This is a genomic window from Mycolicibacterium sp. P4_G11 (assembly GCF_056555145.1).
The window spans coordinates 772,103-789,176 of record NZ_JBFUJW010000001.1 but is presented as its reverse complement, the minus strand read 5'-3'; the positions used below and the strand labels follow the sequence as shown (position 1 = coordinate 789,176).

At 68.1% G+C, this 17,074-nt stretch carries 16 protein-coding genes; 3 read left to right on the top strand and 13 right to left on the bottom strand.

All coding sequences use genetic code 11. From position 1 onward, the window contains the following. Positions 1–182: 182 nt before the first annotated feature. The 5 genes from metK to mihF all read right to left on the bottom strand — a co-directional run bounded on the left by metK (position 183) and on the right by mihF (position 4,061). The gene (metK, locus tag AC1U2B_RS03875) at positions 183–1,391 is read right to left on the bottom strand and encodes a methionine adenosyltransferase (RefSeq protein WP_043392665.1); all 1,209 of its coding nucleotides are present in this window, start codon (positions 1,389–1,391) and stop codon (positions 183–185) included. 111 nt (positions 1,392–1,502) lie between these two features. After that, on the bottom strand, positions 1,503–2,762 hold the full coding sequence (coaBC, locus tag AC1U2B_RS03870) for a bifunctional phosphopantothenoylcysteine decarboxylase/phosphopantothenate--cysteine ligase CoaBC (protein WP_480215721.1): 1,260 nt from the start codon (positions 2,760–2,762) through the stop codon (positions 1,503–1,505). 19 nt (positions 2,763–2,781) lie between these two features. Beyond that, positions 2,782–3,075: a DNA-directed RNA polymerase subunit omega gene (gene rpoZ / locus AC1U2B_RS03865; RefSeq protein WP_020101623.1), complete on the bottom strand. Its 294-nt coding sequence runs from the start codon at positions 3,073–3,075 to the stop codon at positions 2,782–2,784. Between the two features lie 74 nt (positions 3,076–3,149). Then, on the bottom strand, positions 3,150–3,704 hold the full coding sequence (gmk, locus tag AC1U2B_RS03860; RefSeq protein WP_480215720.1) for a guanylate kinase: 555 nt from the start codon (positions 3,702–3,704) through the stop codon (positions 3,150–3,152). A gap of 39 nt (positions 3,705–3,743) precedes the next feature. Next, positions 3,744–4,061 carry an integration host factor, actinobacterial type gene (gene mihF / locus AC1U2B_RS03855; protein WP_011894593.1) on the bottom strand — a complete coding sequence of 106 codons (318 nt, stop codon included), beginning with the start codon at positions 4,059–4,061 and terminating at the stop codon, positions 3,744–3,746. Positions 4,062–4,849: 788 nt separating this feature from the next. Here mihF and AC1U2B_RS03850 point away from each other — a divergent pair. From AC1U2B_RS03850 to AC1U2B_RS03840, 3 genes are all read left to right on the top strand, one after another. Next, positions 4,850–5,242 (top strand): hypothetical protein, encoded by a 393-nt coding sequence (locus tag AC1U2B_RS03850; RefSeq protein ID WP_480215719.1) that lies wholly within the window; start codon positions 4,850–4,852, stop codon positions 5,240–5,242. A gap of 285 nt (positions 5,243–5,527) precedes the next feature. Then, entirely contained in the window at positions 5,528–5,917 is a 390-nt protein-coding gene (locus AC1U2B_RS03845; RefSeq protein WP_260939077.1) for a hypothetical protein, read from the top strand. A gap of 31 nt (positions 5,918–5,948) precedes the next feature. Continuing rightward, a complete protein-coding gene (locus tag AC1U2B_RS03840; protein WP_480215718.1) occupies positions 5,949–6,992 on the top strand; it encodes a DUF2330 domain-containing protein in 1,044 nt (347 codons plus the stop codon). Between the two features lie 3 nt (positions 6,993–6,995). Here AC1U2B_RS03840 and pyrF read toward each other — a convergent pair whose 3' ends face one another. From pyrF to AC1U2B_RS03800, 8 genes are all read right to left on the bottom strand, one after another. Next, complete coding sequence (pyrF, locus tag AC1U2B_RS03835) at positions 6,996–7,802, bottom strand: orotidine-5'-phosphate decarboxylase (RefSeq protein ID WP_480215717.1); 807 nt, start codon at positions 7,800–7,802, stop codon at positions 6,996–6,998. Continuing rightward, positions 7,799–11,140 carry a carbamoyl-phosphate synthase large subunit gene (carB, locus tag AC1U2B_RS03830; RefSeq protein WP_480215716.1) on the bottom strand — a complete coding sequence of 1,114 codons (3,342 nt, stop codon included), beginning with the start codon at positions 11,138–11,140 and terminating at the stop codon, positions 7,799–7,801. The genes pyrF and carB overlap by 4 nt, the downstream gene beginning before the upstream one ends. Beyond that, a complete protein-coding gene (carA, locus tag AC1U2B_RS03825; RefSeq protein ID WP_260939084.1) occupies positions 11,140–12,291 on the bottom strand; it encodes a glutamine-hydrolyzing carbamoyl-phosphate synthase small subunit in 1,152 nt (383 codons plus the stop codon). The genes carB and carA overlap by 1 nt, the downstream gene beginning before the upstream one ends. Beyond that, positions 12,288–12,791 carry a PH-like domain-containing protein gene (locus AC1U2B_RS03820; protein ID WP_480215715.1) on the bottom strand — a complete coding sequence of 168 codons (504 nt, stop codon included), beginning with the start codon at positions 12,789–12,791 and terminating at the stop codon, positions 12,288–12,290. The genes carA and AC1U2B_RS03820 overlap by 4 nt, the downstream gene beginning before the upstream one ends. Next, positions 12,788–14,071, bottom strand: a complete 1,284-nt coding sequence (locus tag AC1U2B_RS03815; protein ID WP_480215714.1) for a dihydroorotase — start codon at positions 14,069–14,071, stop codon at positions 12,788–12,790. Before AC1U2B_RS03815 ends, AC1U2B_RS03820 begins: the two co-directional genes overlap by 4 nt. After that, entirely contained in the window at positions 14,068–15,012 is a 945-nt protein-coding gene (locus AC1U2B_RS03810; RefSeq protein WP_071287638.1) for an aspartate carbamoyltransferase catalytic subunit, read from the bottom strand. Before AC1U2B_RS03810 ends, AC1U2B_RS03815 begins: the two co-directional genes overlap by 4 nt. Further along, positions 15,009–15,605, bottom strand: coding sequence for a bifunctional pyr operon transcriptional regulator/uracil phosphoribosyltransferase PyrR (gene pyrR / locus AC1U2B_RS03805; RefSeq protein ID WP_276525135.1), 597 nt, complete (start codon positions 15,603–15,605; stop codon positions 15,009–15,011). The genes AC1U2B_RS03810 and pyrR overlap by 4 nt, the downstream gene beginning before the upstream one ends. A gap of 67 nt (positions 15,606–15,672) precedes the next feature. Continuing rightward, complete coding sequence (locus tag AC1U2B_RS03800; protein ID WP_043392698.1) at positions 15,673–16,977, bottom strand: MFS transporter; 1,305 nt, start codon at positions 16,975–16,977, stop codon at positions 15,673–15,675. Between the last annotated feature and the right edge of the window lie 97 nt (positions 16,978–17,074).

Below are 17,074 nucleotides of genomic sequence, written 5' to 3'. Positions count from 1 at the left end.
GCCGTGGCGTGATACCGCCACCCCTGCTCGAACAACGCGACAACCGCACCACGCTGCCCCTCGGTCAACGAACTACGAGGATGCAAAAAAGTACTCCCCAGAACAAGGAACTGAACTTCTCAGTCCAACTTCTGGGGAGCACTTCAGTTCAGGGGGTTTCGTGTCTGCTCGCGCAGAAAGGCTCAGACGGAGGCCTTCAGGTCGTCGACCTTGTCGAGCTGCTCCCACGGCAGTTCGATGTCGGTACGGCCGAAGTGGCCGTACGCGGCGGTCGGCGCGTAGATCGGGCGCAGCAGGTCCAGGTCGCGGATGATGGCGCCGGGACGCAGGTCGAAGACCGAGGTGATGGCCTTCTCGATGCGGGCCGGGTCGAAGTGCTCGGTGCCGAAGGTCTCGACGAACAGGCCCACCGGGGCCGCCTTGCCGATGGCGTAGGCCACCTGGACCTCGACGCGGTCGGCCAGGCCGGCAGCGACGACATTCTTGGCCACCCAGCGCATCGCGTACGCGGCGCTGCGGTCCACCTTTGACGGGTCCTTGCCGGAGAAGGCGCCGCCGCCGTGGCGGGCCCAGCCGCCGTAGGTGTCGACGATGATCTTGCGGCCGGTCAGGCCGGCGTCACCCATCGGGCCACCGACCACGAAGTTGCCGGTCGGGTTGACGAGCAGCCGGAAGTCGGAGGTGTCCATGGTCTCGTGCGCCAGGTCGGCCAGCACGGTCTCGACGACGTGGCGGCGGATGTCCGGGGCCAGGGTGCCGTCCAGGTCGACGCCCTCGGCGTGCTGGGTCGACAGCACCACGGTGTCGAGGCGGACCGGGACGTTGTCGCGGTACTCGATGGTGACCTGGGTCTTGCCGTCGGGACGCAGGTAGTCGACGGTGTTGCTCTTGCGGACCTCGGACAGGCGCCGCGACAGCCGGTGCGCCAGCGCGATCGGCAGCGGCATCAGCTCGGGGGTGTCGTTGATGGCGTAGCCGAACATCAGGCCCTGGTCGCCGGCGCCCTGGGCGTCCAGCGGGTCGCCGGCGCCCTCGACGCGCGCCTCGTGGGCGGTGTCGACGCCCGCGGCGATGTCCGGGGACTGCGCACCGATGCCGATGTTCACGCCGCAGGTGGCGTAGTCGAAGCCCTTGTCGGAGTGGTCGTAGCCGATCTGGCGGATCCGGTCACGGACGATCAGCGGGATGTCGGCAAATGCTTCCTTGGCGTTGGTGGTCACCTCACCGACGACGTGCACCTGACCCGTGGTCACCAGGGTCTCTACCGCGACCCGCGACTTGGGATCCTGCGCGAGCAGCGCGTCCAGCACGGAATCGCTGATGGCGTCGCAGATCTTGTCCGGATGTCCTTCGGTCACTGACTCGCTGGTAAACAGCCGACCTTCACTCACGTCGCAATTCCCTTCCAAAACTTTAGTCCGGCGCATAATATCCGCGCCCGCCTAACAACTGTCGTGTACCCCCGCGCAGCAAACCCGGCTGCGGCACGGTTCAGGCGATGCTCATTCGTCGTTGCCGCGCAGGAACGCCGCGATCGCGTCGGCGATGCGGCTGCCCATCAAGGTCTTGGACCCGTGCTCCAGCGCTGACTCGGTCCCGTCCGCCGCCAGCAGCCAACCGTCGTTGACGTCGACCTCGAAGGCCCTGCCGTCCCCCACCGCGTTGACAACCAGCAGGTCACAGCCCTTGCGCTGCAGCTTGGCCCGGGCGTGGAACAGCACGTCGCCGTTGGCGTCGCCGGTCTCGGCGGCGAAGCCGACGATGGCGCGCAGGTTCGGCAGCTGACCGTCCGTGCGGGCCCGCACCGCGCCGGCGAGGATGTCGTCGGTCCGGGTCAGTTCGATGACGGGCGCGGCGTCCGCTTCACCGGGGCCGTGCTTCTTTTTGATCTTGCTGGTCGCTACCTCGGTAGGACGGAAATCGGCGACGGCGGCGGCCATCACCAGCACCTGCGCGTCGGGCACGTACTTGAACACCGAGTCCCGCAGCTGCGCGGCCGAGCTGATGTGCACGACGTCCACGCCGGCCGGATCGGCCAGGCCTGCGGTGTTTCCGGCGATCAGCGTGACCTCGGCGCCGCGCTGGGCCATGACGCGAGCCACGGCGTAGCCCTGCTTGCCGGAACTGCGGTTACCGATGAACCGGACCGGGTCGATGGCCTCTCGGGTGCCACCAGCGGTGACGACGACCTTGACCCCGGCCAGATCATGGGGCAACGCATCACCGCGCTCCAGGAGGAGCTGCGCGAAGGTGGTGATCTCCTCGGCCTCCGGCAGGCGTCCGGGGCCGCTGTCGGCGCCGGTGAGGCGCCCGGAAGCGGGGTCCAGCACCACGACGCCGCGACGCCGCAATGTCGCGACGTTCTCGACGGTGGCGGGGTGCAACCACATCTCGGTGTGCATCGCCGGGGCGAACAGCACCGGACAGCGCGCGGTGAGCAGGGTGGCGGTCAACAGATCATCGCCGCGGCCCGCCACCGCACGTGCCATCAGGTCGGCGGTGGCCGGCGCGACCACGACCAGGTCGGCCTGCTGGCCGAACCGGACATGCGGTACCTCGGAGACGTCCTCGAACACTCCCGTGTGCACGGGATTGCCGGACAGTGCTTCAAAGGTGGCGGCGCCGACGAACTTCAGCGCCGACTCGGTCGGCACCACGCGGACCGAGTGGCCGGCCTCGCTCAGCTGACGAACCAGGGTGCACGCCTTGTAGGCGGCGATACCTCCGGCGACTCCGACGACGATGCGCTTGCGGTCGGCCATGTTCGGCGCCTACGCGGCCTTACTCGCCCTCGGTGTGCTCGAGCAGGTCGCCGTGGATCTCGCGCATGGCGATCGACAGCGGCTTCTCCTGCAGACCCGGCTCGACCAGGGGGCCGACGTACTCGAGGATGCCGTCACCGAGCTGGTTGTAGTAGTCGTTGATCTGGCGCGCACGCTTCGCGGCGTAGATCACCAGCGCGTACTTGCTCGACACGCGATCCAGCAGCTCGTCGATGGGCGGATTGGTGATACCCAGCGGCGTGTCGTAGGCGATGGCGGCGTCGGAGTCGATGCTCTCGACAGTGGTGCTCACGAAGTGTTCTCCCGGCGTTCGGTGTGAAGATTGGAGTCGCTATCAGCGATATCTGGGCGTTAAGCGCAGACCGCTCAGCGGCCCACCAGCAAGGATACCAATTCTGCACAGGCGGATTCCAACTGACTGTTGACAACAGTCACATCGAAACTGTCCTGAGCGGCCAGTTCGGCCCGCGCGGTAGCCAGACGACGGGCCTGGACCTCGGCACTCTCGGTGCCGCGGCCGATGAGCCGGCTCTCCAGCGCTTCCCAACTGGGCGGCGCGAGGAAAACCGTCAGCACCTCCGGCATGGCTTGTTTGACGGCCCGAGCGCCGGCCAGATCGACCTCGATGAGGACGGGTCGACCAGCGGCGATGGCCTCCCGGACCGGCCGGGCGGGGGTACCGGAGCGCTGCAGTCCCCCATGAATTTCGGCCCATTCGAGCAGCTCACCGTCATCGATGAGGCGCTGGAACTCTTCGGCCGAGACAAACGTGTAGTCGACACCGTCGACCTCGCCCGGACGCGGTGCACGCGTCGTGGCGGAGACACTGAAATGCAGGTCGGGCACCTGCTCACGCAGGCAGCGCACGACCGTGGATTTACCCACGGCAGAGGGGCCGGCCAGCACAACAACACGGTTCATCGCCGTCCGGCCCCTACTGCTCGTCAGTCTTGCGTCAGATCAGGAAAAGTCGAACTTTTCCAGCAGGGCCTTGCGCTGACGGTCGCCCAGTCCGCGCAGACGGCGGGTCGGAGCGATCTCCAGCTCGGTCATGATCTCCTGCGCCTTGACCTTGCCAACCTTGGGCAAGGCTTCCAGCAGAGCGGAAACCTTCATCTTGCCGAGAACCTCGTCGGTCTCGGCGTCCGTCAGGACCTGCTTGAGGTTGGTGCCGCCGCGCTTGAGCCGGTCTTTCAACTCGGCACGTGCTCGACGTGCGGCAGCAGCCTTCTCCAACGCTGCCGCGCGCTGTTCGTCGGTCAACTGGGGAAGGGCCACGGGGTTCCTCCGTATCTCCGTCAAATAATTTCTGTCACGGCTGGGGTGAACCAGCCAGCGACGACGACCGTACCCACGCTCGCCGACAAGCGCTAACCCCACCCCCCGGGTAACGAAGCTAAAAGCCCAGCGTGTAGTGCGAACGGCGGCTCCAGATGGCTGCGAAGTGCAAGCTCGGCAGGGGCTGCGCTCAAGCGCTCCAGCCACAGATCTGCCTGCGTATCAAGGGTTTTGAGCACTCAGTGGGACGACGGCCGCTCGACCGGGACCGTGTCCGGCCGATTTTCGGGCCGTCATCCGGGGCGATTCAGGAAAATTTTCGCAGGTCACGGCGTGTCGGGCGTGTCGGTGCCGAGTCCGATCGGGTCGGTGCACCGCCGGTGACGCGCTGGTGGCCCAGAGCCGCGATTTGGGTGGTTGGACCGCCCAAATAGCCCCATTTCGGCCCGCTCAACGGCCGGTTCGGCACCCCGGGAGTCGGGCAACACCGCGCCGATGTGCGCTGCCACGCAAACTCCGCAAACTCGGATGCGTCATGATTCCCGCGGCAACCGAGCCGGCTCGGCGCCGGACCCGTGGCACGGTCGTGATGAAACTGTTTCCTGCCCAACGTTTTCCCATGTGGTCGCACTTCCCACAGGCAACGATCAGCGCCTCGTGGCCAAACTGTTGCGGCACGCACAGCACACACCTAATGACGCCAAAGTGCACACACATTAGGCGGTCCTAACTTGAGTTCCAGTGTGGCGACAACCCGCCCACCACATGGAAGAGGAAGGTGAGCCGCGATGAACTTCAAGCGAGCGTTGACCGCATCCACCCTGGCTGCCGGTATCGGTGTCGCCGGATTGTTCGGCGTCGGCCTGGCCGGCGCCAATGCCGACCCGGGGTGCCCACCGAACGCGCCGTGCGGCCAGCACGACAACAACCGCGGTCCGGGTGACAACCGCGGTCCAGATGACAACCGCGGCCCTGGCGACAACCGTGGCCCGGCCGCCCCGGTCGGCCGTGACGACGGCTGGCACGACAACCAGGGCCGCGACTGGCAGCACCGCGGCATCGACGACGCCCGCTTCGACCACCAGCCGTTCGACTACAACGGCCAGTGGGTGAACCCGGTATGGGACAACGGGCACAACGCCTGGGGCTTCTGGCTCGGCCCGATCTGGATTCCGCTGTGATCGAGGCCTGGTAACCGGACCTGCGGCAAGACGGCCCGCCACGTCATCGTGGTGGGCCGTCTGGCATCTGCAGGGCAAACTCGGCGTGCACGATCGCAACTTCACGACGGCATCGAACCAGCGAGACATCGGCGACGAAAATTGCTCCCGCACAATGCCTTCCCAGACTCCCCGGAAACCAACAGGAAACGTTCAGCGCGGCGTTCCCGCAACGTGACCGCATACACAGCACACACCTAAGTTCAGCTAAGTGCACGCCCATCGGGCCGCCATAGCGTCAGCTGCATGAAGATCAAACAGGCATTGACCGCGTCCACCCTGGCGGCCGGCATCGGCGCCGCCGGACTCTTCGGCATCGGCCTGGCGACCGCGAGCGCCGACTGGTGCCCCCCGGGAGCACCGTGCGGGGGGCATGACGACCACCGCGACGACCGCGGCGGCGACCGAGGCGGCTGGGGTGGCGACCGTGGCGGCTGGCAGCGCGGCATCGACTGGCACAACGACCGGGACGGCTGGCGTGACGACCGTGGCCGTGACTGGCATGGCCGCGGCATCGACGACGGCCGCTGGGACCACCAGCCGTTCAGCTACAACGGCCAGTGGGTGAACCCGGTGTTCGACCAGGGCTTCAACGCCTGGGGCTTCTGGCTCGGCCCCATCTGGATTCCGCTGTGACCTGAGGCGCGCGGCCGGTACGTTCATGCCGATGGCTGTCGCGTACCGGTTGCTGTGCGTCTCGATGCTGATGTTGGCCTCCCTGACGGCGAATATCGCAGCTCCGGCATGGGCCTGCGGCTGTGGCGCCTACATCCCCGACCGCGCCGGGGCCGCCGTCGTCGACGAACGGGCGCTCATCGCGTGGGACGGCAGCACGGAGAACATCCTCATGTCGTTCGGGATTCGCGGCGCCTCGGATCGGGCCGCCTGGGTGATGCCCGTCCCGTCGGCCGCCCAGGTCACCTTGGGCGACGCGACGGTATTCGACGAGCTGGCGCGCATCACCGCGCCGCGGATCGAATACCGGGACGACTGGTGGCCCACCTTCGACTGGCTCACCGGAGGTTCGCGGGGTGCACTCGAAGGGGCGGGCGCGCGTCCCGGCGGCGTCAACGTGTTGTCCAGCCGGCGGATCGGGCCGTTCGACGTCACGCGCCTGGCAGCCAACGACCCGGCCGCCCTCACGAGCTGGCTGACAGCCAAAGGCTTCCCCCACCCCGACGGACTCGACGCCAACCTGGCGTCCTACGTCGCGGCCCATTGGGAGATCGTTGCGATCCAGCTCGCGCCGGACGCCGCTGACACCACGCTGTCGGGAACCTTGCAGCCGCTGCGGCTGTCGTTCGCGTCCGACACCGCCGTCTATCCGATGCGGCTGTCGCGGTCGGCGACCGGGCCGCAGAGTGTCGACCTGTACGTGCTGGCCGACCACCGGATGGATCCGAGCTCGGTACCCGTCGCCGGGAACGCCCCGACCCTGCAGTACGCCGGCCGGACCGACTCACCGGCCCTGGCCGGCTACCGGGGCCACTACCTGACCCGCTGGACCAACTATCTCGGCCAGCCCCAGCTCATCGACAGCGACTACGTATTCACCCGTGCCGCAACGGATTCCGACTACGCGCAGGTCATCTACCGGACCCGCGACCGCGGCGGCGTCACGGGTCTGGCACTGATCGCAGCCGCACTCGGCGGCGGGGTGTTGGTCGCGGTGCTCTGGATTCGCCGGCGCCGCAGGCGTCAGGCCGAGTAGGCCTCAGGCCAGATAAGCGACGGCATCGCGCAACCGCTCCCCCGCGGCCCGCACGGCCGCGACGTCCGGTCCGGCCCGCAGCACCTCACGCGAGACCGCAGGCAGCAGCGTGCCGGGCTGGGCGCCGCCGAGCCCGGCCAGCGCGTCCGGACGGCCGCCCTGCGCGCCGACTCCCGGCATCAGCACCGGCCCACCCAGCTGGGACAGATCGGGCACCTCCGCCAGCGTCGCGCCGACCACGACGCCCACCGAGCCGTCGGCGGCGGCGTTCACCGCGGCGACGGAATCCACGATCGACTGCGCCACCGTGCGGTCACCGGCCACCGCGCGCTGCACAGAAGCACCCTCCGGATTGGACGTGGCAGCCAGCACGAACACCCCACGGCCATTGGCGGCCGCGACGTCGAGCAATGGCTGCAGCGAGCCGAAGCCGAGGTACGGCGACGCCGTCACCGCGTCGGCGGCCAGCGGCGAATCACCGGCCCAGGCCTGGGCGTAGGCGGCCATGGTCGAGCCGATGTCGCCGCGCTTGGCATCGGCCAGCACCAGCACACCGGCCTCCTGCAGCCGGGCGATGGTCCGCTCCAGGACGGCGAACCCGGCCGAACCGTAGGCCTCGAAAAACGCGACCTGCGGCTTGACGATCGCGAAACCCGCGAACGCCTCGACGCAGATGTCGCTGAACGCCGCCACGCCGTCCGCCGAAACGGGCAGACCCCAGGCGCTCAAGAGCTCCGGGTGCGGGTCGATGCCAAGGCACAGCGGACCCCGCTGTGCCATGGCAGCGCGCAGTTTTGAGCCGAAGCTCACTTGGCACCCAACTGGCTGTGCAGCTCCTGCAGCGACCGGACCCCGATGTCTCCGCGGATGCCGGCTTCGATGCCCTGCACCGCGGCCGAGGCGCCCTGCACCGTCGTCACGCACGGGATGCTGGCCGACACGGCGGCCGACCGAATCTCGTAGCCGTCGATACGCGGACCCGAGTTGCCGTACGGCGTGTTGATCACCATGTCGACCTCGCCGGCCTTGATGGCGTCGACCGCCGACATCGCCGGCCGGTCCGGGCTGGGTTCTTCGAAGTTCTTACGCACGACCTCACACGGAATGCCGTTGCGGCGCAGCATCTCCGCGGTACCCTCGGTGGCCAGCACCCGGAAGCCGAGATCGGCCAGGCGCTTGACCGGGAACACCAGCGAGCGCTTGTCGCGGTTGGCCACCGACACGAACACCGTGCCGCCCGAGGGCAGCGAGCCGTAGGCCGCGGTCTGGCTCTTGGCGAAGGCGGTACCGAAATCGCTGTCGATACCCATGACCTCGCCCGTCGACTTCATCTCCGGCCCGAGCAGCGAATCGACCTGCGAGCCATCGGCTTTGCGGAACCGGTGGAACGGCAGCACGGCTTCCTTCACCGCGATCGGCGCGTTGGACGCGACAGTGGCACCGTCGCCCTCGGCAACCAGGATGCCTTCGGCACGCAGCTGGGCGATGGTGGCGCCCAACATGATCCGGGCACAGGCCTTGGCGAGCGGCACGGCGGTGGCCTTCGAGACGAAGGGCACGGTGCGGCTGGCACGCGGGTTGGCCTCCAACACGTAGAGCACGTCGTCCTTGAGCGCGTACTGCACGTTGAGCAGCCCGACCACGCCGATGCCGTGGGCGATGGCTTCGGTGGCCTTCCGCACGGCGGCGATGTCGGTGCGGCCCAACGTGACCGGCGGCAGCGCACAGGCCGAGTCGCCGGAGTGGATACCGGCCTCCTCGATGTGCTCCATCACGCCGCCGATGTACACCTCGGTGCCGTCGCACAGGGCGTCGACGTCGATCTCGATGGCGTCTTCGAGGAACCGGTCGACCAGCACCGGGTGCTCGGGTGAGAGCTCGGTGGCGCGCTCGATGTAGCCCTGCAGGGTCTGCTCGTCGTAGACGATCTCCATGCCGCGGCCGCCCAACACGTACGACGGACGCACCAGGACCGGGTAACCGATGTCGGCGGCGATGCGGCGGGCCTGCTCGAAACTCGTTGCGGTGCCGAAGCGCGGGGCGGGCAACCCGGCCAAGCGCAGCACCTCACCGAACTCGCCGCGATCCTCGGCCAGGTCGATGGCCTTGGGGCTGGTACCGACGATCGGCACGCCGGCCTTCTCCAGCCGGTCGGCCAGGCCCAGCGGCGTCTGGCCACCGAGCTGGACGATCACGCCGACCACCCCTGGGCCGCCGGCCCCCGAGGCCTGCTCGGCGTGGTAGACCTCGAGCACGTCCTCGAAGGTGAGCGGCTCGAAGTACAGCCGGTCAGCGGTGTCGTAGTCCGTCGAGACGGTCTCCGGGTTGCAGTTGACCATGACGGTCTCGAAACCGGCCTCGCTCAACGTGGTTGCCGCGTGCACGCAGCTGTAGTCGAACTCGATGCCCTGCCCGATGCGGTTCGGGCCGGAGCCCAGGATCAGCACCTTGGGCTTCTCGGTCTGCGGGGCCACCTCGGTCTCGGCCGCGGGGTCCAGCTCGTAACTGCTGTAGTGGTACGGCGTCTTGGCGTCGAACTCGGCGGCACAGGTGTCGACGGTCTTGTACACCGGCCGGATGCCGAGCCGCTCGCGCAGCGCGCGCACGCCGGTCTCGCCCGCCAATTCCGGCCGCAGCGCGGCGATCTGGCGGTCGGACAGGCCGCTGTGCTTGGCCCGGCGCAGCAGGCGCTCATTGAGCACCGGGGCGTCGACGAGTTCGCCGCGCAGCGCCACCAGGGTGGCGATCTGGTCGATGAACCACGGGTCCACCCCGGATGCCTCGGCCACGGCCTCGACCGAACCACCAAGGCGCAGCGCCTGTTCGATGTCATAGAGCCGGCCGTCGGTCGCGGTGCGCAGTCCGTCGAGCAGCTCGTCGAGGGTCTTGTCGACATCAAGACCGGTCCAGAAGCCGGCCCGCTTGGTCTCCAGCGACCGCATCACCTTGCCGAGCGCCTCGATGAAGTTGCGGCCCAACGACATCGCCTCGCCCACCGACTTCATGGTGGTGGTCAGGGTCTGGTCGGCGCCGGGGAACTTCTCGAACGCGAACCGCGGCGCCTTGACCACGACGTAGTCCAGGGTCGGCTCGAAACAGGCCGGCGTTTCCTTGGTGATGTCGTTGACGATCTCGTCGAGGGTGTAGCCGATGGCCAGCTTGGCGGCGATCTTGGCGATCGGGAAACCCGTTGCCTTGGAAGCCAATGCACTCGACCGCGACACCCGCGGGTTCATCTCGATGACGATCAGGCGGCCGTCGGCCGGGTTGATGGCGAACTGGATGTTGCAGCCACCGGTGTCGACACCGACCTCGCGCAGGATCGCGATGCCCAGGTCACGCATCTTCTGGTATTCGCGATCGGTCAGGGTCATGGCGGGCGCGACGGTCACCGAATCACCGGTGTGCACACCCATCGGATCGAAGTTCTCGATCGAGCAGACGATCACCACGTTGTCGTGATGGTCGCGCATCAGCTCGAGCTCGTATTCCTTCCAGCCGTAGATCGATTCCTCGATCAGCACATTGGCAGAAGGCGATGCGGCCAGGCCCTCGCCGGCCATCCGCTCCACGTCCTCGTTGGTGTAGGCCATACCCGAGCCCAGGCCACCCATGGTGAACGACGGGCGAACCACCACCGGCAGACCCAGGTCGGCGACGGTGTCGCGGACCTCGTCCATGGTGAAACAGACCCGGCTGCGGGCCGATTCGCCGCCGACCTTGGCGACGATGTCCTTGAACTTCTGCCGGTCCTCGCCGCGCTGGATGGCGTCGAAGTCCGCGCCGATCATCTCGACGCCGTACTTCTCCAGCACACCGTTCTCGTGCAGCGCGACCGCGGTGTTGAGCGCCGTCTGCCCGCCGAGGGTGGCCAGTACCGCGTCGATCTTGTTCCCGCGCTCGGCCTGTTGCGCAAAAATCTTCTCGACGAAGGCCGCTGTGATGGGCTCGACGTACGTGTTGTCGGCGTACTCCGGGTCGGTCATGATCGTGGCCGGGTTGGAGTTGATCAGGCTGACCTGCAGCCCCTCGGCGCGCAGCACGCGGCAGGCCTGGGTGCCCGAGTAGTCGAACTCACAGGCCTGGCCGATGACGATCGGGCCGGACCCGATGACCAGGATGTGGTTGAGGTCTGTACGGCGCGGCATTACTTATCCCCTGCCATGAGATCGGCGAACTTGTCGAACAGGTACTCGGCGTCGTGTGGGCCGGCCGCCGCTTCCGGGTGGTACTGCACCGAGAAGGCGCGACCGTCGAGCAGCGAAACACCCTCCACCACACCGTCGTTGGCGCAGGTGTGGCTGACCACCGCGCGGCCGAACGGGGTGTCGAACTCTTCCCCGGCTTCACCTTCCAGCGCGAAGCCGTGGTTCTGCGCGGTGATCGCGATGCGGCCGGTGGCCTTTTCCACCACCGGAATGTTGATGCCGCGGTGGCCGAAGGTCATCTTGTAGGTGGACCGGCCGAAGGCGCGGCCCAGAATCTGGTTGCCGAAGCAAATGCCGAACAACGGAATTCCGGCCGACAGCACCTGCTTGGTGAACTCGACCATGTGGTCGGCGGTCGCCGGGTCACCCGGGCCGTTGGACAGGAACACCCCGTCGACCTTGAGGTCGGCGATCTCGTCGAACGTCACCGACGACGGCAGCACGTGGCTACGGATGCCGCGGGCCGCGAAGTTGCGCGGGGTGTTGGTCTTGATGCCGAGGTCGATGGCCGCGATAGAAAAGCGGTGCGCCCCATTGGGTTCCACCACATATCCGCCATCGGTGCTGACCTCGCCGGCCAGGTCCGCGCCGAGCATCGACGGCTGGTTGCGCACGCGGTCCACCAGCTCATCGACGGACGCCGGACCCGCGCCTGATGTCGCCGCCAAAGCGGCTCCGGAGAACACGCCGGCCTTCATCGACCCGAAGTTGCGCAGGTGGCGCACGATGGCGCGGGTGTCGACGCCGGCGACGCCGACGATCCCCTGACGCACCAGCTCGTCGTCGAGGGTGCCGGTGGCCCGCCAGTTCGAGGCGCGCGGCGACGGGTCCCGGACCACGTAGCCGGCGACCCAGATCTTGTCGTCGCGGCTCTCGTTGTCCTCGCCGTTCCAGCCGGTGTTGCCGATCTGCGGGGCGGTGGCCACCACGATCTGCCGGTGGTAGCTCGGGTCGGTCAGGGTCTCCTGGTAGCCGGACATGCCGGTGGAGAACACCGCCTCTCCCAGGGTCTGGCCCACGGCGCCGAACGGTGTTCCGGTGAACACCCGGCCGTCCTCCAGCACCAGCACGGCGGTCTGGTCACTCGTCACTTACTGTCCTCCTCAACCCATTTGGCCAGTTCGCGACGGTCGTCGCTGCGGAATCCGGTATCGATTTCGGTGCCCGACGGGAGTTGCCACCGGATGGCGAGAATCCCGTCGTAGGTGAGCACCTTGCCGGCGATGGCCCGCTCGGTGCGGATCGCGGTGATGGATTCCTCGGGAATCCAGATCGGGCTGCCGCCGGTGAGCTGCAGCATGATGCCTTCGGGGTAGCGCGTCAGCACGGCCTTGCTCCGAAAACCGAGGGAGCCCACGGCAATTCGGTCCTGCCAGCTCGGCGTGAAGGTGCTGCCGATGTACATGCCCTTGGTGGCCGAGACCGTCGCCGGCCCCACGCTGTCGGGCAGCGCGGGCAGCAGCCCGACCGCGCCGGCCTGGCGCTGTACCCGGTGCATCCAGCCCTTGAGCATCTGCCGGACCGCGAACCCGAGCAACACCACCACGACGGCGGCCAGAACCAGGTAGGTGATCAATGTCCCGGTATTCACGCGGGACTCCGCCCGTCCCGCGCAGTCACCTTGCCGCGCAGCATCGTCACGGTGACGGTGGCGGGCAGCGTCATCGACTCGTACGGCGTGTTGTCCGAACGGCTGGCCAGGCCGGTGCCCTGCACCGTCCAGGTGGCGTCGGGATTCACCACCGTCAGGTTGGCGGGTTCGCCGACCGCCAGCGGGCGGCCCTGGTCGGGCAGGCCGACGATTGCGGCCGGGGCCTCGCTCATCACGCGGGCCACGTCGCGCCAGCTGAGCAGGCCGGGCGCCACCATGGTTTCGACGACGACCGACAGTGCGGTCTGCAGGCCGAGCATGCCGGGCCGGGCGTGGGCGAACTCGCACATCTTCTCGTGTTCGGCGTGCGGGGCGTGATCGGTTGCGACGCAGTCGATCACCCCGTCGGCCAGGGCCTGGCGCAGCGCCTCGGCGTCGCTGGCCTCGCGCAGCGGCGGGTTGACCCGGTTGCGGCCGTCGTAGTCAGCCAAGCGCGAGTCGTCCAGCAACAGGTGGTGCGGGGTGACCTCGGCGGTGATCGAAATGCCCTGGGCCTTGGCCCACTTGATCAGCTCGACGGTGCCCGCGGTGGAGGCGTGGCAGATGTGCACCCGGGCACCGGCGTCGCGGGCCAGGATCGCGTCGCGGGCCACGATGGACTCTTCAGCCGAGCGCGGCCAGCCGGCCAGTCCCAGCCGGGCGGCGTTCGGGCCTTCGTGCGCGACGGCGTCGACGGTCAGGCGCGGTTCCTCGGCGTGCTGGGCGATCAGGACACCCAGCCCCGCTGCGTATTCCAGGGCCCGGCGCATGACCAGCGGATCGTCGACGCAGATGCCGTCGTCGGAGAACATCCGGACCTGCCCGGCGCCGGCGGCCATCAGGCCCATCTCGGTGAGCTGCTTGCCGTCGAGTCCGACGGTGACCGCGCCGACCGGGTGCACATCGACCAGGCCGACCTGCTGCCCGCGGTGCCAGACGTGGTCGGTGACGACGACGGTGTCGGCGACCGGATCGGTGTTGGCCATGGCGAACACCGCGGTGTAGCCACCGAGAGCGGCTGCCGCCGAACCGGTTTCGATGTCCTCGGCGTATTCACGACCGGGTTCGCGCAGGTGGGTGTGCAGGTCCACGAAGCCGGGCAGCATGACCTGGCCCGCGGCCTCGATGACCTCGTCACCTGTCAGGCCGGTCCCGATTTCGGCGATCTGCCCATCAGCGATCAGCACGTCGACCGGATCGCCCTCGCCGTACAGGCGGACGCCACGAATCAAGACACTCATGCGATCACCTCCCGGCCGGCGCCCACGAGAAGCTGGAACAGCACTGCCATGCGCACATGCACCCCATTCGAAACCTGTTGCAGTACAGCTGATTGCGACGAATCCGCGACCGACGACGCGATCTCCATGCCACGCAGCATCGGACCGGGGTGCAGCACCACCGTGTCCTCGCTCAAGCCGGCCAGGCGCTTCTCCGACAGCCCGAAGCGCACCGAGTACTCGCGCGCCGACGGGAAGAACGCGCCGTTCATCCGCTCGGCCTGCACCCGCAGCATCAGCACCGCGTCGGCGGCCGGCAGTTCGGCGTCCAGGTCGTGCGAGACGGTCACCGGCCAGTCCGCGACCCCGACCGGCAGCAACGTCGGCGGTGCCACCAGCACCACCTCGGCGCCGAGTGTCGACAGCAGCGAGACATTCGAGCGCGCCACCCGGCTGTGCAGGATGTCACCGACGATCACCACCCGCCGGCCCTCGATACCGCCGAGGCGCTGACGGATGGTCAGCGCATCCAGCAGGGCCTGCGTCGGGTGTTCGTGGGTGCCGTCGCCGGCATTGATCACGGACGGACCGCCGTGCTCGTCCAGTGTCCAGGCCGCAAGTTGTTGTGCCGCACCGGAAGCCGGGTGCCGGATGATCAGCGCGTCGGCTCCGGCCGCGCGCAGGGTCAGCGCGGTGTCACGCAGCGACTCCCCCTTGGCCACCGAGGATCCGGAGGCGCTGACGTTGATGACGTCGGCGCTCATCCACTTACCGGCGACCTCGAACGACACCCGGGTGCGGGTTGAGTTCTCGTAGAACATGGTGATCACGGTGCGGCCGCGCAACGTCGGCAGCTTCTTGACGTCGCGGCCCAGCAGCGCTTCGCGGAACCTGTCGGCGTCGTCGAGGATGGCCGTGGCCTGTTCGCGACTCAGGTCCGAGGCGGACAGCAGATGCTTCACCTGGTGGGTCCTCCGTAAGGGGCAATGGAGACGTGGTCGTCTCCGCCGTCGGTTTCAGACAATCGCACCTTGACGTTCTCGCTGCGCGACGTCGGGACGTTCTTGCCGACGTAGTCGGCCCGGATGGGCAGTTCGCGGTGGCCGCGGTCGACGAGGACGGCCAGCTGCACCATGCGGGGGCGGCCGATGTCGCGCAGCGCGTCCAGGGCCGAGCGAACAGAGCGGCCGGAGTAGAGGACGTCGTCGACGAGGATCACCGTCGCGTCGTCGATGCCGCCCTCCGGAATCGAGGTCGAGGCCAGCGCCCGCGGCGGCTTGAAGTTGAGGTCGTCGCGGTACAGCGTGATGTCGAGCGCTCCGGTGGGCAATTCGGTACCGGAGAATTCCTTCACCTTCTCGGCGATCCGGGCGGCCAGGGTGACACCGCGGGTCGGGATGCCGAGGAGCACGACGCGCGGTGCGTCGGGCGCGTCGAGCGCGGTCTTTTCGATGATCTGGTGCGCGATGCGCGAGATGGTCCGGCCGACGTCTGCCGCGGACAGCAATTCCCGGTCGGTGGGGTCACCGGACACGCCAGTTTCGTGAGCAGCCACGAGTACCTGACCTCCTTCTCCGCCTCTCTGGACGGATCGTTAAAGGACGTCTAACTAGCCGCGTAGCTTAGCAGGCCGCCACCGCGTCGCCGTCAGGCATGGTGTCCTGCGCTTCGTCGAGCACCGCCCCCCGGGTTTCCGGCAGCACCAGCGTGCAGACGATGCTGACCAGCACGAAGACGGCGATCATCAGGCCAACGGCCCAGCTCCCGAGGGCGGCGACCAGCGGCCCGGCGACCAGCGGCGGCAACGCGCCGCCGACGATCCCGGCGAGGTTGAAGGCCATGCCGGCACCGGTGTAGCGGTAGCGGGTGGCGAACGTCTCAGGCAGGAACGCCCCGATCGGTCCGTAGGCGAGCCCGAAGATGCAGAAGATGCCGGCGATCGCCACCGCGAAGGCCACCGGGGACCCGGAGTCGATCAGCGGCATGACGAGGAATGCCCACGGCAGCGCCAGCCCGAAGCCGACCAGGATGATGCGGCGCCGGCCGTACCGGTCGCACAGCACGGCCGAGATCGCCGAGAACACCATGAGCGATACGCCCGCGAGCACACCGACGGCGAGGATCAGGGTCCGCGGATGGTGGATGCGGGTGCTGGCGTAGCTCATCAGGTAGGTACCGCCGAGGAAGCTCATGGTGAAGATGCCGACCATGCAGCCGGCACCGAGCAACACCTGCTTGCTCTGCCGGCGCATCAGTTCCGACAGCGGCGCACGGGGCACCGTGCCCCGCTTCTGCTCCGCCACGAACACCGGGGTCTCGTCGATGCTCAACCGGACGTACAGCGCCACGGCCAGCAGCACCGCGCTGAACAGGAACGGCAGCCGCCAGCCCCAGTCCAGGAACACCGGGCTCTTCTCCCCGATCGTCACATTGGCGATCAGCACCACCAGGTTGCTGACCGCCAGGCCGGCGCCCGCGCCCAGTTGGGTGAACATCCCGTACATGCCGCGTTTTCCGGCCGGCGCGTATTCGGCGGACAGCAGTGCCGAACCGGCCCATTCCCCGCCCACCGCGAAGCCCTGGAACACGCGCAGCGTCAGCAGGATGATCGGCGCGGCGATGCCGATCGACGCCGAGCTGGGCACCAGGCCGACGCCGACGGTGGACAGGCCCATGATGAGCAGCGTCGCGACGAGAGTCTTCTTGCGGCCCAGGCGATCTCCGAAATGCCCGAAGACTGCCGCGCCGATCGGGCGGGCCAGGAACGCGACCGCGAAGGTGGCCAGCGACGAGATGGTCGCCATGGCGGGCGGCAGGTTCGGGAAGAACACCTGCGGGAAGATCAGCGCCGCGGCGGTCCCGTAGATGTAGAAGTCGTAGAACTCGATCGCGGTGCCGATGAAACTGGCGAACGCCACCTTGTTCATCGGAGTGTGCGGGGTCGACGGGTCTGCAGCCACGTCAGGCAGTATCGCCTACCGCCGGTCTGCTGCTGATCGATTTACTTCCCGATGGCTCGGATGG